Genomic DNA, 25,684 nt, shown 5'->3' with positions numbered 1-25,684 from the left:
AATCTGATGATTTATTTCTGTTCATCGGCTTTAAGATGAGCAAATTCTTCCTCTGGGGTGCCTTGTATCAAATGATGACGACTGTAAAACATGAAATAGCCAATAAATAGTGCATAGATTGCTGCGGCTATGCACCAGACTTTAGGGTTGACCAGAAAGCCAGCAATCACAGCGATTGCAGCAAGTATCAAAGCAATGCTTGAAGTGAAAATGCCACCAGGCGTTTTATAAGGACGATGCATAATTGGGCGGGATAGACGTAATTTGATATGTGAAAGCATCATCAATACATAGGAAATGGTTGCTCCAAATACAGCAATTAAAATCAGTAAATCACCTTCCTTAGTTAAAGACAGTAAGAAACCGATAATGCCTGGAATAATAATGGCCAAATAAGGGGCTTTATTCTGATTGGTGAGTGAGAGTGAAGTTGGCAAATAACCAGCACGGGATAAGGCAAAGATCTGTCTTGAATAGGCATAGATAATCGAGAAGAAGCTGGCGACCAGTCCTGCAAGTCCCACAAAATTTACAAAGTTGGCGAGCCATGTGCCTTGACCGTAAACTTTTACTAAGGCATCGACCAGTGGTGCGCCAGAATGTTGCAATGAACTTGCACCAGCAGCTCCTACACCCAAGAATAAAATCAGCATGGCAAAGGCTGTTAAAATCAACATGGAACCGATCAATCCGCGAGGTAGTGATTTGGCTGGATCTTTGGCCTCTTCGGCAGCAAGAGGGACACCCTCAACAGCTAGAAAAAACCAGATTGCATAGGGAACAGCAGCCCAAATTCCGAGATACCCGTGCGGTAGAAAAGCACTGGCGCCGCGTTGTTGTCCAGCGGGAATATCAAACAGGTTCTGTAGACTAAAATGCGGAAACATGGCAACAATAAAAACAGCCAGTGCAATGGCTGCAACCAGTGTAATACCAAAGATAATTTTAAGTGCTTCTCCAGCACCTTTAAGGTGAATACCCATAAAAATGAGATAGCATCCCAAATAGACCTGCCAGCCACCGATGCCAAATAGTGATTCACAATAAGCACCAATAAAGGTGGCGATTGCGGCAGGAGCAATTGCATATTCGATCAAAATTGCCGTACCTGTTAAATAGCCACCCAGAGGGCCAAATGCCGTACGTGCAAAACTATAGCCGCCACCTGCTGTTGGCAACATCGTCGCCATTTCCGACATGGAAAGGCATAAACATAAATACATAAAGGCGACAATCGTGGTCGCGACAAACATACCGCCCCAGCCACCTTGAGCGATACCGAAATTCCAGCCTGCAAAATCGCCAGAAATTACATAGGCCACACCCAGCCCGATGAGTAATAACCAGCCAACTGCACCTTGCTTGAGCTGTCTTTGGGCAAAATAATCCTCAGAAGAGGTTGGGGATGCTGACAATGCAGAAATGGGTTCTTGATTGTTCATACAAAGCTCCATGTATTCGTTTAATCAGCAAGATGCAAAAGCAATGCCGATTTGCACACCCTGTGCAAAACTCGATTGTGAATGTCTGTGTTTTTAATCTGTTGTCATATCAATGAAAGGGAATTCTCTGTTTCAAAAGATGCTTGTTTAAGAAAAAGGGATTGATAAGTCTGGGCAAAGTGACTTTTACTTCCGCAGCGAGCGTAGGTCTTTAACAAGAAACCTATGCTCGCTGTTTTATGTGGATATGATGAATATCTCGCTTAGAAAAAGCCCATTGCTTTGGTTGAATAACTCACCAAAAGGTTTTTCGTTTGTTGATAATGATCAAGCATCATTCTGTGATTTTCTCGACCTACACCTGATTTTTTATAGCCGCCAAAAGCAGCATGGGCAGGATAAATGTGGTAGCAGTTTGTCCAGACGCGACCAGCTTCAATTGCACGGCCAGCACGATAGGCTGTATGGGTGGAGCGTGACCAGACACCAGCGCCTAAACCATACATGGTGTCGTTGGCGATCTGAATGGCTTCATCGAAATCCTTAAATGTCGTTACAGAGAGGACCGGGCCAAAGATTTCTTCCTGAAAGACCTGCATATTGTTATGGCCTTTAAAAATCGTTGGTTCGATGTAATAACCATTACCAACTTCTTTACGATCATGACCACCTAACAGTACTTCGGCACCTTCTTGTCTACCTGTATCGATACAACGTAAGATTTTTTGCTGTTGTTCCAATGACGCTTGCGCGCCTACCATTGTTTCTGTATCAAGCGGATGTCCAAGTTTAATGCGTTTCACTCGTTCGATGGCTTTTTCCATAAATTGATCAGCAATACTTTCCTGAATCAAAGCACGAGACGGGCAGGTACACACTTCGCCCTGATTTAGGGCAAACATGGCAAAACCTTCAAGGGTTTTATCCAGAAAATCGTCATCCTGATCCATCACATCGGCAAAGAACAGATTGGGTGATTTCCCACCGAGTTCTAAGGTGACTGGAATGATATTCTCAGTTGCATAACGCATGATCAGTTGCCCAACCTGTGTAGAACCTGTAAAAGCAATTTTGGCAATACGAGGATTGGTTGCCAGTGGCTGGCCCACCTCGGCGCCGTAGCCATTCACAATATTCAATACGCCAGCTGGTAATAGATCCTGAATAAGTTCTGCAACCAGTAATATGCCAACAGGCGTTTGCTCGGCAGGTTTGATCACTACACAGTTACCTGCTGCTAAAGCAGGAGCTAACTTCCATGCAGCCATGAGAATAGGGAAATTCCAGGGAATGATTTGCCCAACAACGCCCAGTGGTTCATGGAAATGGTAGGCAATGGTATCTTCGTCAATTTCAGAAATTCCACCTTCTTGAGCACGGATACAGCCAGCAAAATAACGGAAATGATCAATGGCTAAGGGGATATCTGCTGCAAGTGTTTCACGGACTGGTTTGCCATTGTCCCACGTTTCAGCAACAGCCAGCATTTCCAGATTGGCTTCCATGCGGTCTGCAATTTTCAGTAACAGATTTGAGCGGGTGGTTGGAGATGATTTATTCCACTCTTTTTTTGCTTTATGAGCAGCATCAAGTGCTAGTTCAATATCTTCTGCACTTGAGCGTGGAATGCGAGTAAAGCTTTTGCCATCGACAGGGGAAATATTGTCAAAGTACACTCCTTTGACTGGTGCCACCCATTGTCCACCAATAAAGTTTTCATATTGGGCTTTAAAGTGTATTTTGGAATCAGGTTGGTTAGGATCGATATAGCGCATAAACATATTCCTTTATGTGTGTAATTTTGAATAAAGTACCAAGTACGTTATTGAACAGAGCTTAAATAACCCTAGGTTGGGAAAAGGTTGGAACCGCCTGTGAATGAACAAGGAAATTACAAATGTTCACAAAAAAAGAGCTAATCCAGCAACGGATGCTGGTCGAGCAATGTCGTACACAAAGTGTTTTAAATCCGCAACATGCAGAAAAACTTGGACAAAGCATTGCAAGCTCTTGGGAGCGTTCAACTCAAGCCAATATTCCTAAAGAGCGCGATGCTGCGCCTTTACAAGATCAAAGTGCTGAAAGTAAAAGTTCATTAATGCAGGCATTGGAATATTGCAAAGAAGATCTAAAGCATATTGCAGAACAATCGTCGATGGTGCTGGCAGTTGGTGATGCGGGAAGTACCATTATCTGGACGGCATCCAGTGCGCAAATGCGCAATGCTGCTGAACGGGTGCATTTTGTTGCAGGTGGGCAGTGGCAGGAAGAACTGGTTGGAACCAATGCACTGGCATTGTCTTTGAAAACACGTCAATCCAGTTGTGTGTTTTCTAATGAGCATTACATGGCTTCCGTACATGACTGGGTTTGTTATGCGGCTCCTGTGATTGATCCTCATTCCAAGCAGATTTTAGGTGTAGTGGATTTATCAACGACTTGGAAAAATCATAATAGTCTAGGTCTGCTGGCTGTTGAACGTTGTGCCTCAATTATTCAAATGGCTATACAGGAGTTACAACAGCAATCGCTTTATTTACGTACTTTTTCTGCTCCTCAAGCCACATTGAATGGTAAAAATCTGATGCTGACCCCACGGCAGATTGAAATTATGACGATTTTAGCGTTATGTCCCCAAGGCATGAGCCTCGATCACTTACATCAAGCACTATATGGTGAGCGCAAAGTCAGTATTGGAACTTTAAAGGCTGAGATGTCCCATCTGAGAGAACGATTAGGGAATGCCTTAGGTTCACGACCTTATCAGTTGAAAATTCCAGTTGAAGCGGATTTTCTGCAACTGGAGCAGGCACTGGATGCGGGATATTTAAATACCGCTTTACAATGTTATACAGGCATTTTTCTAGCGAAAACCGAGAGTCCATTTTTGTGTACATGGCGTGACTGCATCGAATCGCGGTTGAGTCATGCTATTTTTCAGGCGCAGGAAAGTGATATTTTATTAAAGCATCTGGCATATAGCCCTGAAGCAATTGATGCTGTGGAGAGGTTGATGGAATTATTACCTATAGATCATCCCGCCAAGCAGATGCTCAAACGCTATCAAGACGGTTGAGCATTGAAAGGTCATGGTGATTATTTAAGTTTTTCTGCCAGCCAGTCAAAAAGTCCTTGATAAACTTTTTCCCGTACGGGTGGGGCTGAAAGCACAAGGTCATGTAAACCATTGTGAATTGCTAGCGTTTGTACGTCACCTTTCATTTTTTTAGCATTATGAGTCATATCTTTTACATCCAAAATGACATCACTTTGCTGTGCATCAATACCCCATTTTCTTGGATTGTTGGATTGATGTGAGTGCATGATCAAGGTGGGAACACTTAAGGTCACACCTTGATGAATTTCTTTTTGTGCTTCATGAATTGCCGTCACAAAACTTAAATTCACAAATGGCATGGTTTTTGGTTTCCAGTCTAAATTGAATTCCCATTCCCCATAGAAATCCTTATGTAAGCTTGGGGTATACCATTGATTGAGACCACTTGGGAACTTCGCTTTTGGTAGTCGTTTACCAACTTCACTGAGCAAGGGAATGCCGAGTTTTTTCTCGATGGTACTTTTGTAGAAATCATAAAAAGGACTATTGGCCCAAACTGCTTTAATTAAACGGTGATCTGGATAATGTGCAGCATACAGTGTTGCAATCAAACCGCCCGTCGAATGTCCAGCCAGTACAACCTGTTGATGATTTTCTTGTCCAATAATTTCTAGCGCTTTGCTGATTTCGGCATCATATTCGCGTAAATCAAGCACGTAGTAGAATTTCTGATGGGGCAGTCTGGAACGCCCATATTTTCTTAGGTCGAGCGCATAAAAATCATAACCATGCTGGTTAAATTGTTCTGCCATTTCTTTTTGGAAGAAATAATCTGCAAAACCATGAATGTATAAAACTGCTTTTTTTGTGGTTTGAGCGGCCTTCTTTCTTACCAAAGTGGCTACAACTTTTCCATCATAATCATCAGCGAAATTTAAGGTCAGTTGCTGATAATCTTCACCTAGTATATCTGGCTGATAAGTATAAAGATTTGAAGTAGTCATTTTTATAGATCAAGTCTGAATTCATTAATAAATACCTTAAATGAAAACATCTGGATGTCAACGTAAATATACGATCGCACCAGTTGAATCACTGATCGTCATTTGATGTTAGAGAGCAGATTGGTACTGGATTGCATTTTTATTTTTGCCAAAAAATCGTTAAGCTATGTGCTGTTGTTTTTGACTGAAGAAATTATGAAACAAGAGACTGCACTGAAGTTACTTAAAGCTGGGGAAAATGTTTTTTTGACGGGTTCAGCTGGTGCAGGAAAAACCTATACGCTTAATCAGTACATTCATTATTTAAAAGCACGCAAAGTTCCCGTTGCAATTACGGCATCGACTGGTATTGCGGCGACGCATATGAATGGGATGACAATTCATACTTGGGCAGGTATCGGCATTAAAGACAGCTTGAGTGATGATGACCTCAAGCGTATGAAAGAGCGTAAATATTTAAAAGAGCATTTGGAAAATGCCCAAGTCCTGATTATTGACGAGATTTCCATGTTGCATGCTAAGCAACTAAATCTGGTAAATCAGGTTTTAAAATACTTTAAAGAAAGTGATGAAGCTTTTGGTGGTATTCAAGTTATTGTAGCAGGGGATTTTTTCCAGTTACCGCCTGTGGGCAGAAAAGATGAAAACAATCGTGATAAATTCTGTTTTATGTCCGATGCTTGGGTGGAAGCCAAATTCAGAGTTTGCTATTTAACTGAACAACATCGTCAGGATGATGAGATTCTCAACCAGATTTTGAATGCGATTCGGGCGCAAAGTATTCAGGACAATCATATCTCGGCATTACACCAGTCACGCCAGCATGATATTGGTGAAACATTTACCCGTTTGTACACACATAATATGGATGTAGATAATATTAATTATCAGCATCTCAATGAAATTGACAATGAAAGCCATCAATTTAATGCAGTGCTGGATGGTAATGAAAAGTTAATTGAAACACTGAAATCTTCAGTACGTGCGCCAGAAGAATTGACCCTGAAAAAACATGCCAAAGTGATGTTTGTAAAAAATAACTTTGATATGGGGTATATCAATGGCAGCTTGGGCGAAGTCATTGGCTTTGAAGAAGATGATAAGCAAGGCATTTTACCTAAAGTAAAACTGACCGATGGCACCACTTTTCTGGTTGAGCCAGAAACATGGTCAATCGAAAATGAAGCGGGTAAGGTGATTGCCAGTTATCAGCAGATTCCTTTACGTTTGGCTTGGGCGATTACTATTCATAAAAGTCAGGGCATGACGCTGGAGGCAGCAGAAATCAATTTAAGTCATACCTTCGAGAAAGGTCAGGGCTATGTTGCTTTATCCCGATTGAAGTCACTTACGGGACTGAAATTACTGGGCTTTAATGAGCAGGCCTTAGAACTGGATAGCTTGGCTATTAAAGCAGACCGCCGTTTTCAGGAGTTATCAACCGAAGCGGAAACCAACTTTGAAAATATCGATCTCACCACCCAGCACAATGCCTTTATTCGTCATTGCGGTGGTACGCTTAACGCGACTGAAATTGCACGCAATGAGAAGAAAATTGCCAAAGGTGGCAAACAGAATTACGCTGCTGCGACTTTAGATGAAACTCGTGCTTTATTCGAAGGCGGTTATGAAATTGAAGACATTGCGCATGAGCGAGGTTTAACACCAGCTACGATTATCAACCATCTGGCACGACTGCATAAGGAACAGGGACTGGATATTTCGGTGGCTAATCCTGGTGAGGAAGTGGTTGAAGAAGTGCGCAAGATTTATAAACGGTTACATAAACGTAAGAATCCAGAACATTTTACTGATGATGGTTCAATTAAATTACGTCCCATCGTGGAAGCCACCAGTCCGCGTATGGCCTACGATCAAGTCCGTTTAGCGTTGTTATTTATTGAATAGGAAAAATAAAAAATGCCTCATCTCGTTGCCAATTATTCAGCTAATCTCACTGAACTTGATCAGCAAACATTACTCAGCAGCGTCAATTCGGCATTGATTGAAACAGATCTGTTTAGCCCAAATGATGTGAAGTCTCGTATTTTTAAAGATGACGCTTTTCTGATTGGTATGGGCGAATCTCAACATGCTTATATTCATTTAAAGCTGTATTTGCTGAGCGGTAGAACCGAGGTGCAAAAGCAGAATTTAGGTAAGGTCTTATTGGCTATACTTGAACAAAAAGCCTATCTGCCTGTAGAAAATCAATTGCCGCTACAACTTTGTGTCGAAGTGATTGATATGCCAAGTGAGTATTATTTTAAGGCAAGCGTTTAATTTTATCTGAATCAACTTCACTTGATTGGAGAGGTGAAGTTGATTCGGTTTTGAATAAAAAATATTCCTTGTTTGGTGATAATGAGCTCGCTGTGAGCTATATTTTTATTTTCTCAGATGATTTTTCCTACAAGGAAAAAGCTGGTGGGTGCGTAACATTAAAAATATAGACAAGTATGTATGCTGTTTATAAAATGCGCCAAATTTTATTAAATAATCTATAAAAAGATGCTGAATAATATCTTTCAAGCTTTAGAGACTTTAGGGCTGAGCGCGCAAAAACGTGCGATCCATGCTCAGTTCTCCAACTCATCTTTAAATGATCAAGTATTCTTACAATATTTAGAAGGCACTCATCAGCTCAATCAGGGCATTGACCTTCAACTGGTCTGTCTTTCGACCAGTGCCGTCATTCCGTTAAAAAGCTTTATTGGCAGTCAGGTTGCGATTGATATTGTAACCGACAGAGCTGAACTGAACCGTATCTCAGGCATCGTGACCCAAGCCGATGTCGGTGCAAGCGATGGTTCGCTCACCCTTTATAAACTTCGTGTCCAAGATCCAACTGCACTATGGAAGCATCGACGCAATAGCCGTGTTTTTATGGCGAAATCAGTCGTTGATGTGATCCAGACCATTTTTAAAGAATGGCAGTCAAAAAGTCCATTATTTGCAGCGAGTTTGACATTGGATATCAGTGGACTCAGCAAAGACTATGATGTCCGTCCTTTTATCATGCAGAGCAATGAAAGCGATTATGACTTTGTTACCCGTTTGATGCGGAGTGAAGGAATAAACTGGCTGATTGATGAAGCCAAGTTAAAAGTTGCTAGCTCAAGTGAGCAGATTCAGGCACAGAAACTCAGATTAATTGATGACAACACTCAATATAACGCTTTAGATCGCCATAATATTCGTTTTCATCGTAGTAGCGCCACGGAAACTCAGGACAGCATCATTGCATTCGTCGCACAGCGTTCATTGCAACCCAATGCGGTACATGTACAACGTTGGCAAGCCGATGCTTTGGAACAGGAAGAAGGTGCTGGTAGTGTTCAGAGCAAGCATCATCATAGTGATCAACATGATAACCAACAGCTTGCATTGGAACAGGCATGGCACTTTTCACCCGCGTGGATTCAAGACCTGAATGGTGAAGATGGCACGACCAAAGCGGGCAATGCCCAGATCGAAAAACTGAATCAGAATTTGGGACAATACTACGACGCTCAAGCCAAGCAGTTTGTTGCAAGTTCTACAGTTCGGGATACGCAGGTGGGTTATTGGTTCGAGTTGAATGAGCATCCTGAAATTGATCAGCATCAGGGGGCAGATAAAGAGTTTTTAATTACCTCAAAAAGCTTTTATAACCAGAACAATTTGCCTAAGGACTTGACGGATCAGGTTCAAACTTTGCTTCAACACAGTCAGTGGCATTTAAAAGGCTTAAATGCTGAGCAGACGGATGAGCGCCAAGCGAACCAATTGACGCTACAACGCCGTAATATTGCATTGGTGCCAGAATATAATCCGTTGCAACATCGACCAGCGGCACATCCACAACGTGCTAAAGTGGTCGGGCCGAGTGGTGATGAAATCCATGTTGATGAATGGGGACGGATTAAAGTCAGATTCCTGTTCACGAGAGCAGATGATCATAGCCATGATGGGGGTGCAGGCGCCAACAATAACGATACCGATTCTGCTTGGGTCGATGTACTGACGCCGTGGGCGGGTGAAGGTTATGGCGCACGTTTTTTACCGCGTATCGGTGAAATCGTGGTGATTGACTTCTTTGATGGCAATATTGATCGTCCTTATGTCGTCGGGCGGATTCATGAGGCGCAACGTAGTCCGACCAAGTTTGACAATGCTGGCAAGCTACCTGATACCAAAAAACTCGCAGGGATCAAATCCAAAGAATACCAAGGTGAGGGCTTTAACCAGCTGCGCTTTGATGACACTACGGGACAGATCAGTACACAACTGCAAAGTAGTCATGCTGTCAGCCAACTGAATCTCGGTAAACTCAGCCATCCAAAGGATAAGGCTGAAAGTGAAGACCGTGGTGAAGGCTTTGAACTGCGTACTGACCAATGGGGCGCAGTGCGTGCAGGTCAAGGTTTATTGTTGAGTACGCAGAACCAGGATCAGGCGCAAGGCGAGCATTTAGATGCGCAGCCTGCCAAACAGCAGCTTGAAGGCAATCAAAGTAATGCCAAAGCGTTAAGCGAAGTTGCCAAGAATCAGCAAACTGATGAGATTGAATCAGTTGAACAATTAAAAGAATTTGCCGAACAGATCGAAGAAAAAATTGCTAGATTTAATAAAGCCTTATTGCTACTGAGCTCACCTGCAGGAATTGGTCTGAGTACCAATGAAGATATTCATGTTTCTGCAGATGGACAAGTTAATCAGCTAGCGGGCGATAGTATTAATCTCAGCACACAAAAAAATCTGATTACGCATGCTCAAAACCGAATCAGTCTGTTTGCTGCACAGAATGGGATCAAGCAGGTTGCAGCGAAAGGAAAATTCGAAGCGCATGCCCAATCGGATGGCATGGATTTACTTGCCAAGCAAGGGATTCAAATTATTTCGACCGAAGATCGTATTGAAATTACTAGTCCAAAAGAAATTGTAATTACAGCGGGTGGTTCTCAAATCAAGCTGAATGGAACGGGGATTTTTCCGACCACAGGTGGCAAGTTTGAGGTGAAAGCAGGGCAGCATTTGTTTATGGGTGGGGGAAAAGTTAATATGATTAGAATGGCTATGCCTGATATAAGAATTAAAAATGAACATAGGAACTTTCAAGCAGTAGATGCTAACAGTAGTGAAGTTTTAAAAGAAATCTCTTACTCAATATTAAATAAAAGAACTGGTATAAAGATCTATGGAGTTACTGATGAAAATGGTATGACAAAAACAATAAAATCTGCTGAAAATGATGAGTTAGAAGTTAAATGGTTCGACCAGCAGGATAGCCTAGATAATGACTAAAGTAACAAAAAGTACAACAACAAGTACTTCAAACCCGCCTACTCAAAAAGTTATATTAAAACCAGAGGCAGAGCTGCACTTGTTGGTGGGTAGTTCTTATGGTGAGGGAAAAACTGAATCACCATATGGGCATACTGCTGTCTATATAAAATTAAAAGGTAAAGACTATATTTATGATTTCGGTCGCTATGGTAAAACTAAGCCAGAAAGTATCGGACCATTTACCTTAGAGGGATCTAATAGCCCCCGAGGTGAAGGGGTACTCAGAGTTTGGGATGATTTTCAAGCTTATATTGCTGATGAAAATAGACAGGGATTAGGTACTGCAAAGTCTAGGACAACATATGCTTATGGCTATAGAATATTTGATAGTCAGGCAATTAATGTTCTTAATTATTACAATAAGTTAATTGAAAACTCTCGTCCTTTCCAAGCAAGAGCGCACTTTAAAAGTTATATATTAGCTCAAGATTATTTTGCATTAGCTCCTAATTGTACGACTCAAAGTCTCGAAGCAACAAAAAAAGCAATCCCAAGTATGGCGAAGACTGGTTATAAATTTGTTAATGCAGAGAAAGTATTACCAACTACAGTCAAATTGGCATTTAAGGCAAGTAGTTATGAAATGCCAAAATATTTATTTTTACCTGATAACTTAAATGACTATTTGCTAGTATCACCTGATGTAAAAGTAGATATTAAAAATACATATCGACATTAAAATGGAGATAGAAATATGAGGAAAAATGTAATTATTGCTATCTTAATTGTGTTGGTATCAACTCAACTTATATTTAATTTATATTTTTGGAGAAATAAAGAAGTGCCTAAAATTCATGTCTTAGAACGACCTTTGCAGATAGCTTCAAATTTTGATAATTATTCTGAATATACTGTTCTGCCAGCAGGTACAGTTTTATATGATGATAGTGATTCTTTAAACAGAAGAGTGATGGTTTATTTTAATCTGCAAGGTGTTGATTTTAACTTTGTTGATCAAGATGCTGATATATTAAAGCAACCTAGTGAAATATCTGCTATTAGAACTGTTGATTTACCTAGAGTGTTAAAATCTATCCCTTTAACTAAGAAAGATATATTCTTAATTGTTAAGCATGATGAGGATATTAATCCAAAAGTTCGTGAAATGTTATTCAAGAAATATAAAATAGATCCTTTAGAGTTTGAGTGATATTTAGAGGTAAAGTCTATTGGCAGTGAAGTAATAGAAGTTTAGGGTTTTGAGATTTATAGAATTTAAATGGTTGATTTAAATAAGCTAGAATTATTTCCAAAAGAAATCTATTTATTGGAACAATTTCTTTCGTATGATTATTACTATGAAACAGTAAAGCTATGGGAGGAGTTGATTCAATATGCAGAAGAACTATTAGATAAATATAGTGCTCATTTAGCACCCGATCATCGTGCCCAACATCCATCTCATCAAGCCAACTATGTCTGGGGAACCATTGTACTACCAAATTTTAAAGGAGTGTTACATCATTTAGTTGATGGCTTGGATGACTTAAAAGAGGGCTTTTTGCCTATATTAAGAAGAATGAGTGGCATTCGTAATGCTCTTATTGCTCAATGGAGAGATTATCCCTATGACTGGATGGATCATGTTGAAAAAGGCTCGGCTGCTATTTATAAAGCTAAACAGGATATTGTATCAATAAGAGCTAATAATACCTTTATTGCAAGTGATTACTATGACTCGCAATGGGACTATAAAGATCTATTAAAAAATGATTTATATAAAAGAGATGTGGGTATAGAGTATCCTCCAATATTACCTAAATATTATTTAAATCCTAATATAAGTGTAAAAACTAATGAACCAATTATGGTGACAGGTTTTTATCGATCTACTGAATCATATTCAGCATGTAAGTTTCTGGTACATGAAGAAAAAATGTCAGCCAAGCATCCTGAAGACTGGAAATTAGCTCCAGCGGTTCAGTGTTTTAAAACCAATCCAGACCTTTTTACGACACCAGATACAATTGAAAATTCAGAAGAAGTAGAAACGACATGGATACTGGTGGAAAAAGTAGTTGAGGATGGTGGCAGCAGTTCGGTGTTTAATGAAGAAAGAATATCTCAAAAAGGTGGGGAAAAAGTAAAGAAAGCAGGTTACTGGTCTACTCCTGCACAACCTGATACAAGTTCACCCAAGGTGGAATATTGCCAACACTTACTGAAACAGATTGGGGTGAAGTCTATTGGTATTGGGATAGCGGAGAATAATCTTTCCTATAAAGAAAACGCACTATGCAGTGCGTTTTATCCCGTACATATGTTGCCTTAAATAACCTCAATATCAACATATTGCTGGATTAAATTATCATCAAGCATATGCACATAATCCAAAAATGCGACATTAAAACTACCGACAGTTTGTGCATGCTCAAATGCCAGTTTACCCGCTATGGCAAAATGAATATGAGCAGCCAGTGCTGCAATCGTAGCGGGAGCAACGGCATGATAGGCCGCTGTTAAAGCACCTAAGGCACAACCGGTTGCGGTAATTTTAGGCTGTAAATGACAACCACCATTGACCTGAATCACGGCATTTAACGGCTTGGAAATGATGAAGTCAGATTCACCAGAAATCGCTACACATTCAGTATATTGCAATAAACTTTTAGCTTGCGCATAAACATCCTGACTATTCAAGGTGCTGTCTACACCCTTAGACTGAATGTTGTTACCAGCCAGTGTACTGATTTCTGAAGCATTACCACGAATAATACTTGGATGAAACTGCAGAAGCTGATCAACGGTTTCACTACGCCATTTCAAAACAGCGCCATAACCTACCGGATCAAGCACCCAAGGCACCTGATGCTGCTGTGCCGTTTTAGCCGAAATTAACATAGCTTGGGTTTGTTCAGTGGTTGGTGTACCGATATTCAGACTGAGTGCAGCACTAATTTTTGTGAAATCTTCTGCTTCAAAAGGGTTGTCGATCATGGCAGGTGAAGCACCCGCAGCCAGTAAAATGTTGGCAACATAATTATTGGCAACGCTGTTGGTCATGCATTGCACTAAAGGAGCTTGTTGTTGTAAAGCATGCCAAGCTTCAATGACTTGATCAATCAATTGTTGTTTTTGTGACATAATACATCCTTCATACAGGCTTGAATCTAGGAATTAACGTGTGAAATAGTGATCTTGATGCTTACATTTACGACAGATTAAAGAGACATAATCTTGAGCATCATAATCTACGATCAGGTCATTTGAACCACAATACATACAACGTTTCACTGAATAAAAATTTAAACGTGGCTCGATTTTTCGCCATGATTTCCAGACGGGCTGGATAAAAATACTTTCGTCATAACCCAAAAATTTAAATAATAATACTTCACTCATTTTACTGAATGGAATGGTGTAGGGGCGTGGCAAGGTTGTGGTTTCCCAACGTTCATTCAATGCCCGTTCACGATATTGTTCCAATGTCTTTTTCAACAAATTGGTATTGATAAATTTATCATTTCTTGGCTGCAAGGCTTTTTGTTTATGCAGATATTCCAAAGCAGTTTGAATCAAATAGAAAATCTGTCCGACCGCAAGTCCTTCCATGAGGCGATAACAGAATGCCTGAAAAGGACGATTCCCCGCAATCTGAATGCCCCAGGTGCGGCAATAGAACTGCATAAACTGTACGATTTCTTGGTACAACACTAGATACAGCGCATCTTTTACTTCATCTGTGCTTTTAAAGGGAATTCCTAAACTCAGATTTTCATAAAACCATTGCCGTAATTGTTGAGTAATGCTGAATAGGCTTGGGTCTGCGTATCCATCGAGTCGAATATTCAAATAAAAATGTTCGGTTTCGATATTGCTGTCTTGCGACTTTAACACCCCAAGTTTCAGTAGCTCTTGGACGAGCTGATGTTGAAATAAGTAGTTAGGGGTAAAGTCATGATATTTAATATTTTGCCAATGAATCAGCTCATCGTGTTGTACATCTTCACGAGCATAGCGATCTAACAAGCTTAGCAAAAATAGCTTATGCAAGAAGCTCAGTTGATTGAGGCTATACACCACTTCATCTTTGATTTTATTTTTACGTTGTTCTTGTAAAATGGTTTGTTGGGTCTGTTTTTTACGACTTGCGGTACATTGCGCACAATGACAATTTAGTTTGCTATCGCTTTTAAATACCCGATGCTGGCAATGACTACATTCATGGAACTGGAATTCTTGTGAGTATTGTTCAGCTTCTATCCAGTTCATTGAAGCTTGGCATAGAGGGCAATGGCTACTTTCATCTAACTGTTTTTGTAGAATCTGTAAATCCATTGATGTTAAACCTATGACCATTAAAAAGGGAATTATACATGCTCCATTGCTAGAGTGATGCAAAGTTTATAAACAGTTAAAATGTCGTATTCAAATCAGGGCGAAAAATCTGAGTTTTTTATTCTCAAGCTAAAGTGGACGGATGTTAAGGGTCACTCATCACGATTGCGTGAATAGGAACCCAATAGACTGTGCCAAGCCATAATCACTAATTATAAAATATGTGAATTGCTTAAAATTTTCTTTTATTTTAATGAATTAAATAATGCTGAGTTGTGTTGACTGTTTGTAAACGATCGCATAAAAATGAAGTTATAGATGGATCTATTTTGCATTACGGAGATTATTATGCAAAAAAATGCACTCATGAAAGGACTCATGGGAAGTTGCTTGGCTGTATTCGCCACTATGAGCTTTGCCACAACACCAGAAGGCTTTTGGAAAAGTATTGATGACCGTACTGGGGAGCAACTTTCAATCGTTGAAATCAAGAAGAAAGCAGACAATACTTATACGGGAACGATTGTATATCGTTATCCAGTGCCCGGCGGTACGGTATTGACCCATTGTGTGAAATGTCCTGAACCGTTTAAGAATAAACCTATTCTGGGGCTGCAAATTGCATGGGGATTGAAGGAAGATCCAAAAAATCCGAATCAATTTATTGATGGCCGGGTGCTAGAGCCAAAAAGCGGCAATATTTATAAAGGAAAAGCACAACTTAGTGCGGATGGTAAGCGTCTGCGTATGCGTGGATATATGGGTGTTTCTGCGCTAGGGCGCACACAAGTCTGGCTTCGTACCGATAGTGCAAATCCATAACTGTATTTGATTTTTAAGAAAGCCTAAACGACTGGTTTGGGCTTTTTTATTTGTCTAAAGAATACTCATTATCCTATGAAATTAATGCATAAAATCCGTTATTTCTTATACAAATGAACTCTGGCGTACAGTGTAACTTTATGAAAATTGTGATAATTTTCGTGCTTTAAACCTATCTCTTTGAATAGGTTGTTTTTTTAGACGGGGTGAATATGCTAAATCGTATGCTCATGAAAGGAATCATGGGACTCACATTTGCTTGCGCGAGCGCAGCATCATTTTCAGCTTCAATTGAAGGTTACTGGAAAAGTATCGAAGAACGTACGGGAGAACAACTCTCTATTGTCGAAATCCGTAAAGGAAATGACGGACGTTATCATGGAAAAATTATTTATCGTTATCCAAATTCGCATGGAATTGCGCTAACAAACTGTACCAAATGTCCGGCACCGAATACCAATAAACCGATTTTGGGATTGGAAATTCTCTCTGGTTTTAGAGAAGATCCAAATAAACCAGATTCTTATATAGATGGGCGTGTATTAGAGCCAACATCTGGTCGTGTCTATAAAGGCAAAGGTGTTGTCACTGGCGAAGGCAAACGTTTACGTATGCGTGGTTATATGGGCGTTTCCGCACTGGGACGTACTGTGGTCTGGCTTCGTACAGATAGTGCTACGCCTTAAGTGTGATAAAAAAACCTCGAATCGATTTTCGAGGTTTTTTTTATGGTTAAAGTGAATGGCTAAACAGGGCATGGTAAGTTTTCGTCCTCCTGTCCAATTTTTTTAGCGGCAATCAATGCCTGTACTTTTTTACTTGGCAGCTTTTCTTTGCCAAGCGCATCATAAGTATTCACAATATTGGTGACTTCTAGTGTGGTCAGCTCGATTCCTTCTGCTGTTAAAAAAACGGAAATGACATGATGATCCACACCTGCTTTTGCGAGATCATGGATCGCCTTGATATTTTCTAAACGATAAAGATGTGCTTTTAATTCCATCGTCATAGCCCTCTATTATTTTATTTACCTACATTGGCATAATTGGTTAAGCAATAACCGTGCACAAAATGTAAAACTCAGCCAAAAAATGTAAGTTAGGCGATATAAGGCAATGGGTTCTGTAGTTTTTATTTAAGAATAGAAAACTGTGTTGTAATTCTGTCTAAACGTCCATGTTCTGTACGCATTCAATTTGAAAAGCAGAAGATTAAGCCCAATAAAACTGTTAAAACCCATGTATGCGTCTAAAGACAGGTTGCTTAAGTTGGCGTATGATCGATTGATCAAGAAGTCTTGCCAACAAGACCATCTAAACGACATGATGAAAGATAAGGAATACTGATGAATATTGCGGCACAGCCTCCTGTACAAGCAGACCAAACCATTTATTTAAAAGATTATCAAAAGCCAGCTTTTTTAGTTGAATCGATCAACCTGGATATTCAGGTTTATGATGACCATACCCTTGTAGACTCAACATTGGTGATGAAGCGCCAAACTACAGGTGATTTAATCCTGTTGGGTCGTGATCTTGAATTAAAATCTATCCAATTAAATGGTCAGTTGCTCAATCCAGATCAGTATCGTTTAGACAGTGAGCAGTTGGTGATCACCGATGCACCAGATGAGGTCATTATTCAAACTCAGGTCGTGATTCATCCCGAATCAAATACCCAGCTTGAAGGTTTGTATCAGGCAGGTGACTTGTTCGTGACCCAGAATGAACCTGAAGGTTTCCGTAAAATTACCTTCTATCCAGATCGTCCAGATGTGCTCGCTGAATTCACCACCCGTGTAGAAGCCGATAAGAAATATCCAGTATTGCTCGCAAACGGGAACTTATTGGAAACAGGCGATGCAGGTAATGGCCGTCACTTTGCAATCTGGCAAGATCCAACCAAAAAGCCAAGCTATTTATTTGCGTGCGTGATTGGTGATCTGGCCGTATTGAAAGACCGTTATACCACTTCGGAAGGCCGAGATGTTGCATTAGAAATTTATGCAATTGAAAAAGACATTCCAAAATGTCACATCGCAATGGAAGCTTTAAAGCATTCAATGCGTTGGGACGAAGAACACTATGGTCGTCCTTACGATCTCGATAACTACATGATCGTTGCGGTAAGTCAGTTCAACATGGGCGCAATGGAAAATAAAGGTTTAAATATCTTTAATACTTCATGTGTGCTAGCCGATGAAGAATACACCACGGATGCTGCGATTATGCGGGTTCAGTCAGTCATTGCACATGAATATTTCCATAACTGGACAGGTAACCGAATTACTTGTCGTGACTGGTTCCAACTGTGCTTAAAAGAAGGCTTAACGGTTTTCCGTGATCAGTCTTTCTCTGAGGATTTACAATCTGCTGCGGTACAACGTATTGACGACGTAGCCGTATTAAAATCGCATCAGTTCCCAGAAGATGCGGGTCCATTGTCACATCCACCACGCCCAGACCATTTCGTCGAAATTAATAACTTCTACACGGCGACCGTGTATGAGAAAGGTGCGGAAATCAACCGCATGATGGCGACATTACTCGGTAAAGAAAAATATCGTCAGGGTACAGATGAATACTTCCACCGTCATGACGGACAAGCAGTTACGGTTGAAGATTGGGTTGCTGCATTGAGTGCAGGTTCAGGCGTAGATCTCTCCAACTTCCTGACGTGGTATAACCAGCCAGGTACGCCAAAGCTAGAAGCCAAAGGTGAGTATGATGCGACTGCACAAACTTATCGTCTCAGCTTAAAACAAAGCCTAAAAGCGCATCCTAAATATCCAGACCTGAAGGCCGTGCCGATTCCTGTAGCTTTGGCGTTATTTAATGCCCATACAGGTGAGCAATACACCTTGCACAGTGCTGATCTGTTTGTAAATGATGTGAAAGATGGTGTGTATTTATTTGATCAGGATCAAGCCACCATTGAATTTACTGGTGTGACTGAACAACCTGTCGCATCATTATTGCGTAATTTCTCTGCGCCTGTGAATTTGGTATTTGATTATTCTGATGAAGATCTTGCCTTCCTGATCCAGCATGAAACCAATGGTTTTAACCAGTGGCAAGCCACACAAACCTTATTGGAACGGATTTTATTAGCAGATCACAAAGCTGATATTTATATTCAGGCCATTCAAAACACTTTACCTGAGCTAGTGAATAAGGATCCTTTGTTGGCATCACGTTTATTTGATGTGCCTAGCGAGAATTATTTAGGTAGCCGTATTGATCAGGACTATGAACCTGAGCTGGTGCTGGAAAAGCGCGAAGCAGTGTTGAATCGTTTAGCACGCGAATTGGGTTCATTCTGGAAAGACACTTATCTGGCCTTAGATCCTGCATTGCAAAAAGAGTTTTCTTTGGCAATGGGGGTACGTGCGCTCAAAAATATCATGTTAAATATGCTGGCGCGTCAGGGTGATGATGCGGTATTTGAGCTGGCTTATGCGCAATACCAAAATACGGGCAACATGTCTGAACGTTTAGGCGCATTACGTGTTTTGGTCTGGAATGATGCACCACAGGCGCAAGCTGCATTAGCGGATTTCTATAACCGTTTTAAAGATGAAGCCTTGTCTTTGGATCAATGGTTTACCATTCAGGCATCTAATCCAAATGCGACAGCTGAAACCATTGAATATCTCACCAAGCATGTGGATTATGATCTAGGTACACCAAACCGTATCCGTTCAGTCAGCGGTGGTCTGGCAGCTAATCCTGTCAATACGTGGAGCTTTGGTGTTGATCATTTCATTGAGTTGGCAGCTTATCTGGATGAGAAAAATCCAATCTTAGGCTCGCGTTTACTGCAAGTGCTTTCTCGCTGGTACACTTTGGCTGAACCGCAACGCACTCAAGTCCAGCAAGCGCTTAAAGCATTGCAACCGAAAGTAAAATCTAAAAATGTAGCAGAGACATTAAATAGCTTGTTAAGTATTTAATTTAAGCTTCAAATACATTGGAAAAAGGATGTCGTCAGGCATCCTTTTTTATTTGACAATAATAATTGTCATAAATAGTATGGAAACGATTCGAATGCAATGGATGACTGCAATGGAAATAAAAACAATCACATTACCGACACGTCAAATCGAAGTAGAAGTTTATGTACCAGTGCAGGCTTCGGAAAAAGCGCCTGCGATTTTATTATTACACGAGTTATTCGGTATCCTTGATGTGTATCGGGAAGATGCTCAAGACTTGGCAGAACGTGGCTATCTGGTTTATGTGCCTAATCTGTTTAGTGGCGGTGCAGTTAAATATTGTATTCGCGCAATGGTGAGCAAAGCAGGACGCAGTAACGCAGCGGATAGTGAGGTCAATCAGGAAATCCATGTATTGCTAGATGTACTCAAAGCAGATCCACGTTCAAATGGTCGTTTAGGTATGTTGGGACAATGCTTAACAGGTGGCTATGTGATCCAGATGGCGAAACGTGACGATATGCTGGCACCTGTGGTTTATCATCATTCTTTAGGTATTGAAGGAGCAGGAATTCCGAAAAAAGAATCTCTGGATGAGGTTCGTATTTTACAGGGGCACTGGTCGAATGTAGATCCATTTTGTCCAGCAACCAAGCGTAAGCAACTGATCCAGCAATTGGGAGATCGGGTCGAAGCCTATACCTATAATATGCCGCATGGTTTTCGTAGCGTCAGTCGTGGATTGCCTGAGGCCCAAGTGGTCTGGCAACGTACGCTTGACTTTTTTGATCGGGAATTAAAACAAAACATAATATAAATCATTGGAACAACAGGTTATTATTGATAAATATTAACTTTTAGAAATAAAAAAGTGAGGGGAAAATGTCTAATAAATACGAGTATGCAGGCTTCTGGATCCGTGTTGGCGCAGCAATTATTGATTCAATTATCGTGATTGTGGCGATGATTCCACTAACCATGATTTTTGGTGGTGGAGAAACTACGGTGGCTTCTGATGGATTTTCATCATTCCAGTTCATGTCGACCTCTGACTGGATCTGGCAAATCATCACCGCCGTCTTTTATATTTTCTGCTGGATTAAATTTGCAGGTACACCGGGTAAGCGTTTATTGCGTTTAAAAGTGCTGGATGAAAAAACTGGTGAAAATGTAACTGTCGGGCAAGGGATTATTCGCTACATTGGCTATATTCCTGCAACATTGGTGTTTTTCATTGGTTTAATCTGGGTGGCTTTCGATGCCAAGAAACAGGGCTGGCACGACAAAATGGCAAAAACAGTTGTGGTAAGAGAGCTTTAATTTAGACCGAAATTTTATCATGTAATAAAAAATTCATACGATAGGACTTGTGAATCAATTCGCATGTCCTATAATGCCTTTGAATTTATTCACGGAGATCCTAAATGGGTAGTTGTTCGAGGTTCGGGTTTAATCATCGATTAAATCAAAGCAAATACTGAACAAGATAGCCTGTTAGGTTGGCTGTCTTGCAATGAGATAGCTTTGATATAAATTTTTTAACCCTTCTATAAAATTTTGCTGTATTCACAAAATTTATTGTATTGACTGCAACCTGTTTAGTTTCTCACCTAAAATGGGGAGAAGCCTATGTTCTTTCACGCTTCCATTCAATGGATTGCTGTTGTTCATGTATTTGTTTTATCTGGTTTATTGCTGACACAAAAAAGTAACGCTGGTCCGCTGATCAATACTGATGATGTTTCGATTACAACAGCAAAGCATTGTCAGCTGGAAAGTACTTATACGCGTAATAAAGATGGCAGTTGGGGTTATCAAGTCGTGCCTGCCTGTAATCTTAATGAAAATTTAGAAATATCTTTAGGTTATCATTCGAGCAAAGATATTGATCAGATTCATGGATTTTCAGCTCAGGCCAAAACCATATTAAAACCGATGGAAAATGATTGGGCGGTTGGTTCTAGTTTGTTGCTCTCACGTGATGATGTTTCGCATCATGGTGGCAAACTGGACTGGTTTTTCAATGTACCGGTGAGTTTTGAATTTTTAGATCAGCGTTTAGCCATAGATACCAATATTGGTTATCAACATGCCGATGAGCAACTTGTTCGTTGGGGCGTGGCTTCAACCTATAATGTAACGGATCGGGTGGGGCTAATTCTTGAAACCTACAATCAGGATCGTCAGGCACCGTTTTTTCAGACCGCAGTGCAGTACAGTATTATTCCGAATGTGTTAAGTCTGGAAGCCTCATTTGGTGACCGCTTGCATGCAGAGAAACAGCATTGGTTCGGTTTAGGACTGAGTTTTACGCCGTCATCATAATTGCAGTATTTCACATTATCCTTCATTAAAAATCATTGATAATAAAGAGGTGAAACATGCAATTAAAATTTCTGCAACATACCGATTTTTCTAATATTCTGGATACTTTAATCAGTCTTTCTGTGGCATTTGTTTTAGGTGCCTTGATCGGTTTTGAACGTCAGTATCGGCAGCGTACAGCAGGGCTACGCACCAATGTTTTAGTAGCAGTGGGTGCTGCTATCTTTGTAGATATTGCAATTAATCTGACGGGTGCCGATGGTGCGGTTCGGGTAATTGCCTATGTGGTTTCGGGTATTGGTTTCTTGGGCGCAGGTGTGATTATGCGTCAGGAAGGTAATATTCATGGTCTCAATACCGCGGCGACTTTGTGGTGCTCAGCAGCAGTTGGAGCATCCGCTGGGGCAGATCTGGTGATTGAAGCGATATTGGCAACTTTATTTATTTTAGCCGCAAATACATTGCTGCGGCCTATCGTACATGCTATTGACCGCCGTCCGCTGGATGATGATACTGAGGTTATGCATGTGATTTATATTATTTGTGATCGTAGTCACAGCAAAGCCGTCATGGATGAGCTGAATCTGACCTTGAAGCATCATAATTATCCTGCCAAAGATATTGATGTCACGCCTTTTGGTGAGAAGGAAGTGGAAATTGAAGTTACGCTCATTGCCACCTCAATTGAAGCGGAAGAAGCTCAACATATCATTAACCACCTCAATGCTATGCCTCAGGTTCGTCAGGCATTCTGGGACAAAAATACAATAAATTAAGTTTAGGAAAATCGTTTCCTAAATGATTGAATTGGGATGCATTGTCCTAAAAATGATATATATAGCCTTAATTGTTTCACCTAAAATGAAACCAGCATGATAACAATGAGAACAGTATGAGTTCAGAAGCACATTCAATCAGTTTAATTGCACCAGTGGTTTTGCTGGCTGCGGCTGTGGTTGCCGTCCCGATTTTTAAACGCATCGGATTAGGTTCGGTACTGGGATATTTGATTGCAGGATTGATTATTGGCCCATTCGGGTTTGCATTCTTCCACGATTCAGCCTCGATTTTGCATATTGCAGAACTGGGTATTGTGATGTACCTGTTTGTGATCGGGCTGGAAATGCAGCCTTCCCATCTCTGGAGTTTAAGGCGGGAAATTTTTGGCTTGGGCACCTTGCAGATCGTGGCTTGTGGTCTAGCTTTAACCGGTGTCGGTCTGCTGTTTGGTTTTAGCTGGCAGGTGGCTTTTATTGGTGCTGCTGGATTTGTGCTGACTTCGACTGCCATTGTGATGCAATTATTAGGGGATAGAGGTGATATTACCCAACCACATGGTCAGAAGATTGTCGCTATTTTATTATTTGAAGATTTATTGATTGTTCCATTACTTGCAATTGTTGCCTTTATGGCGCCGAATCACGTGGTCGAAAGTACCTCTACGCGTCTTGAAAGTATCGGCATCGGTTTAATTGCAATTGCGGGTCTGATTGCTGCGGGTTATTGGCTATTAAATCCTTTGTTCAGGTTGCTTGCTGCTGCAAAAGCACGTGAAGTGATGACTGCCGCTGCACTTCTGGTGGTTTTAGGCGCTGCATTGTTGATGCAAGTCAGTGGACTGTCTATGGCGATGGGGGCTTTCCTCGCAGGCGTATTATTATCAGAATCAACCTTTAGACATCAGATTGAAGCCGATATTGAGCCTTTCCGTGGATTATTACTGGGCTTGTTCTTCCTCGGCGTTGGGATGTCTCTCGATTTATCTGTGGTTGCACAAAACTGGCAACTGATCATCAGTGGTGTTCTCGCCATGATGTTTGCTAAGGCGCTCATGATTTATATCGTTGCGCGTGTAACCAAAAGCCCGCATACCGAAGCTTTAGATCGCGCGTTGCTGATGGCACAAGGGGGAGAATTTGCATTTGTTCTCTTTGCCGCTGCAGTTAGTGCTCAGGTAATTGATAACACGGTTAAGTCTAATTTGACTGCGATTGTGGTGCTTTCTATGGTGCTGACCCCGATTGTGGGAATTCTCTTTAAACGTTTCACTGAAACCAAAGACTCGATTAATCTGGACAATGTCACTGTTGCCGAAGGCTTGAGTGGTAGTATTTTAATGATTGGTTTTGGTCGTTTTGGTCAGGTTACCAGTCAGTTGTTACTGGCACGTGGTGTCGATGTGACCATTATTGATAATGATATCGACATGATTCAAAACGCAGAGAAATTTGGTTTTAAAATTTATTATGGTGATGGCTGCCGTCTGGATATTTTGCATGCATCTGGTGCTGCGACAGCACAAGCCATTGTTGTCTGCGTGGATAGTAAGGAAACCACCAACCGTATTGTCGAACTGGTGACTCATGAGTTCCCACTCGCCAAGCTGCTGGTTCGTTCTTATGACCGTGAACATTCACTCTATCTCGTGAAACAGAAAGTAGATTATATGATCCGCGAAACTTTTGAATCTGCAATCAAGTTTGGTGGCGTGATTCTGCAAGAGTTAGGGGTTGAGCAAGATGAAGTGCAACGTATTACTGATGAAATTCGTGACCGTGACGAAGAACGTTTTGAAACCGAAATTGCCGCAGATGATGTCTATGCAGGGGTGGGTTTACAATATACCCATACGCATCCACGGCCAACAGCACCATTGATTCGCCCTAAACAGACAGGACGTATTTTAAATGAAGAAGAAACGCAAAAAGATTTAGAAGAAAAATAGCGATCATTGCGATTCAAGATTTTTCGGCCCTCATTTTGATGAGGGCTTTTTATTTTAAAAGTTAGATATAAATTAAATGAAATATCGAGAAAATAGCAGGTTGCATTAAGACAGCGTTGAGGTCGCTAGTCTTAAACCAAAGCCAAAGAATAAAATACCCACCAGACAAATGCCGCTGGCTGCTAATTTATAATTATGTTTGAAGAAGCCAGCAAGTTTGATACCTGAAAAAATTAATGCAGTCAGATAACTAAAACTAACTATTTGTAAGATGATAGCCAAAATTAAAAAGCTTAAAGCAGGATAGGCATAGCTTGGCTCGACAAACTGCACGAAGAAGGACAGGAAGAACAAAATCGCTTTCGGATTGAGTAGGCTAATGCTCAAAGCGGTGCGGTAAGGATGGATCTGGTCTAAATTTGGTAGCGCTGCCAGTTCAGCATGATGTGGCGGCTTGTTCCATGTCTGATAAGCGCCTTGTAGTAATTTAAAACCTAAATATGCCAGATAACATGCGCCTGTTAATTTTAAAATTACAAACAAGATTGGGAAGGCTTTTAACAAAGAGGCTGCACCTAGCACGGTACAGAGAATTAAAATAAAGTCGCCTGTAAAGACACCACATGCTGCCGCATAGCCTGTGCGAATGCCATAACGTGATGCCACAGACATTACATATAATGAGTTGGGGCCAGGTAATAACACAATTAAGATTGTACCAATAATATAAGTGGTTAAATCTGTTATACCGAACACGATAGAAACTCA

At 40.8% G+C, this 25,684-nt stretch carries 21 protein-coding genes and 1 pseudogene; 15 read left to right on the top strand and 7 right to left on the bottom strand.

Features of this window, described 5'->3' with window-relative positions:
- Positions 1–11 precede the first annotated feature (11 nt).
- Both eat and exaC read right to left on the bottom strand, forming a co-directional pair.
- Positions 12–1,442, bottom strand: a complete 1,431-nt coding sequence (gene eat, locus AWW72_RS15710) for an ethanolamine permease (protein WP_062847943.1) — start codon at positions 1,440–1,442, stop codon at positions 12–14.
- A gap of 263 nt (positions 1,443–1,705) precedes the next feature.
- Complete coding sequence (gene exaC, locus AWW72_RS15705) at positions 1,706–3,217, bottom strand: acetaldehyde dehydrogenase ExaC (RefSeq protein WP_004771624.1); 1,512 nt, start codon at positions 3,215–3,217, stop codon at positions 1,706–1,708.
- A 122-nt stretch (positions 3,218–3,339) separates the two neighbouring features.
- On the opposite strand from exaC, the gene AWW72_RS15700 reads away from it, so the two are divergent.
- Positions 3,340–4,518, top strand: coding sequence for a sigma-54-dependent transcriptional regulator family protein (locus AWW72_RS15700; protein ID WP_005256917.1), 1,179 nt, complete (start codon positions 3,340–3,342; stop codon positions 4,516–4,518).
- A 20-nt stretch (positions 4,519–4,538) separates the two neighbouring features.
- Here AWW72_RS15700 and AWW72_RS15695 read toward each other — a convergent pair whose 3' ends face one another.
- Positions 4,539–5,504 (bottom strand): alpha/beta hydrolase, encoded by a 966-nt coding sequence (locus tag AWW72_RS15695; RefSeq protein ID WP_062847942.1) that lies wholly within the window; start codon positions 5,502–5,504, stop codon positions 4,539–4,541.
- A 195-nt stretch (positions 5,505–5,699) separates the two neighbouring features.
- Between AWW72_RS15695 and AWW72_RS15690 the strand changes: the two genes are divergently transcribed.
- From AWW72_RS15690 to AWW72_RS15665, 6 genes and pseudogenes are all read left to right on the top strand, one after another.
- Positions 5,700–7,412 (top strand): DEAD/DEAH box helicase, encoded by a 1,713-nt coding sequence (locus AWW72_RS15690; RefSeq protein ID WP_047432877.1) that lies wholly within the window; start codon positions 5,700–5,702, stop codon positions 7,410–7,412.
- Positions 7,413–7,424: 12 nt separating this feature from the next.
- Complete coding sequence (locus tag AWW72_RS15685) at positions 7,425–7,787, top strand: 5-carboxymethyl-2-hydroxymuconate Delta-isomerase (protein ID WP_062847941.1); 363 nt, start codon at positions 7,425–7,427, stop codon at positions 7,785–7,787.
- A 228-nt stretch (positions 7,788–8,015) separates the two neighbouring features.
- Complete coding sequence (locus AWW72_RS15680; protein WP_062847940.1) at positions 8,016–10,790, top strand: type VI secretion system Vgr family protein; 2,775 nt, start codon at positions 8,016–8,018, stop codon at positions 10,788–10,790.
- Complete coding sequence (locus tag AWW72_RS15675; protein ID WP_047432563.1) at positions 10,783–11,511, top strand: hypothetical protein; 729 nt, start codon at positions 10,783–10,785, stop codon at positions 11,509–11,511. The genes AWW72_RS15680 and AWW72_RS15675 overlap by 8 nt, the downstream gene beginning before the upstream one ends.
- Before the next feature lie 15 nt (positions 11,512–11,526).
- Complete coding sequence (locus AWW72_RS15670; RefSeq protein ID WP_062847939.1) at positions 11,527–11,982, top strand: hypothetical protein; 456 nt, start codon at positions 11,527–11,529, stop codon at positions 11,980–11,982.
- Positions 11,983–12,051: 69 nt separating this feature from the next.
- Positions 12,052–13,043 (top strand): annotated as a pseudogene (locus AWW72_RS15665) (hypothetical protein).
- A gap of 57 nt (positions 13,044–13,100) precedes the next feature.
- On the opposite strand, the gene thiM reads toward AWW72_RS15665, so the two are convergent.
- On the bottom strand, positions 13,101–13,916 hold the full coding sequence (gene thiM, locus AWW72_RS15660; protein ID WP_062847938.1) for a hydroxyethylthiazole kinase: 816 nt from the start codon (positions 13,914–13,916) through the stop codon (positions 13,101–13,103).
- A 33-nt stretch (positions 13,917–13,949) separates the two neighbouring features.
- Complete coding sequence (locus AWW72_RS15655) at positions 13,950–15,110, bottom strand: hypothetical protein (protein WP_047432573.1); 1,161 nt, start codon at positions 15,108–15,110, stop codon at positions 13,950–13,952.
- Positions 15,111–15,458: 348 nt separating this feature from the next.
- On the opposite strand from AWW72_RS15655, the gene AWW72_RS15650 reads away from it, so the two are divergent.
- The gene (locus tag AWW72_RS15650; protein ID WP_005256950.1) at positions 15,459–15,932 is read left to right on the top strand and encodes a DUF2147 domain-containing protein; all 474 of its coding nucleotides are present in this window, start codon (positions 15,459–15,461) and stop codon (positions 15,930–15,932) included.
- 212 nt (positions 15,933–16,144) lie between these two features.
- The gene (locus AWW72_RS15645) at positions 16,145–16,618 is read left to right on the top strand and encodes a DUF2147 domain-containing protein (RefSeq protein ID WP_004771644.1); all 474 of its coding nucleotides are present in this window, start codon (positions 16,145–16,147) and stop codon (positions 16,616–16,618) included.
- 59 nt (positions 16,619–16,677) lie between these two features.
- Here the strand turns inward: AWW72_RS15645 and AWW72_RS15640 are convergent, their stop codons facing one another.
- Positions 16,678–16,935: a hypothetical protein gene (locus AWW72_RS15640; protein ID WP_004652954.1), complete on the bottom strand. Its 258-nt coding sequence runs from the start codon at positions 16,933–16,935 to the stop codon at positions 16,678–16,680.
- 342 nt (positions 16,936–17,277) lie between these two features.
- Between AWW72_RS15640 and pepN the strand changes: the two genes are divergently transcribed.
- From pepN to AWW72_RS15610, 6 genes are all read left to right on the top strand, one after another.
- A complete protein-coding gene (gene pepN / locus AWW72_RS15635; protein ID WP_062847937.1) occupies positions 17,278–19,884 on the top strand; it encodes an aminopeptidase N in 2,607 nt (868 codons plus the stop codon).
- A 112-nt stretch (positions 19,885–19,996) separates the two neighbouring features.
- A complete protein-coding gene (locus AWW72_RS15630; protein WP_062847952.1) occupies positions 19,997–20,683 on the top strand; it encodes a dienelactone hydrolase family protein in 687 nt (228 codons plus the stop codon).
- Positions 20,684–20,748: 65 nt separating this feature from the next.
- Complete coding sequence (locus tag AWW72_RS15625) at positions 20,749–21,186, top strand: RDD family protein (protein WP_062847936.1); 438 nt, start codon at positions 20,749–20,751, stop codon at positions 21,184–21,186.
- 309 nt (positions 21,187–21,495) lie between these two features.
- A complete protein-coding gene (locus tag AWW72_RS15620) occupies positions 21,496–22,191 on the top strand; it encodes a PA4824 family protein (protein WP_062847935.1) in 696 nt (231 codons plus the stop codon).
- Positions 22,192–22,247: 56 nt separating this feature from the next.
- Positions 22,248–22,967, top strand: a complete 720-nt coding sequence (locus AWW72_RS15615) for an MgtC/SapB family protein (protein WP_005256964.1) — start codon at positions 22,248–22,250, stop codon at positions 22,965–22,967.
- Positions 22,968–23,083: 116 nt separating this feature from the next.
- Positions 23,084–24,916, top strand: a complete 1,833-nt coding sequence (locus AWW72_RS15610; protein ID WP_005256967.1) for a monovalent cation:proton antiporter-2 (CPA2) family protein — start codon at positions 23,084–23,086, stop codon at positions 24,914–24,916.
- A gap of 105 nt (positions 24,917–25,021) precedes the next feature.
- Here AWW72_RS15610 and leuE read toward each other — a convergent pair whose 3' ends face one another.
- The gene (leuE, locus tag AWW72_RS15605; RefSeq protein WP_004771654.1) at positions 25,022–25,672 is read right to left on the bottom strand and encodes a leucine efflux protein LeuE; all 651 of its coding nucleotides are present in this window, start codon (positions 25,670–25,672) and stop codon (positions 25,022–25,024) included.
- Positions 25,673–25,684: the final 12 nt, after the last annotated feature.

Source organism: Acinetobacter sp. NRRL B-65365, from assembly GCF_001605865.1.
GTDB lineage: Bacteria > Pseudomonadota > Gammaproteobacteria > Pseudomonadales > Moraxellaceae > Acinetobacter > Acinetobacter vivianii.
The sequence above is the reverse complement of the archived record's forward strand: the minus strand, read 5'-3'. Positions and strand labels throughout refer to the sequence as shown.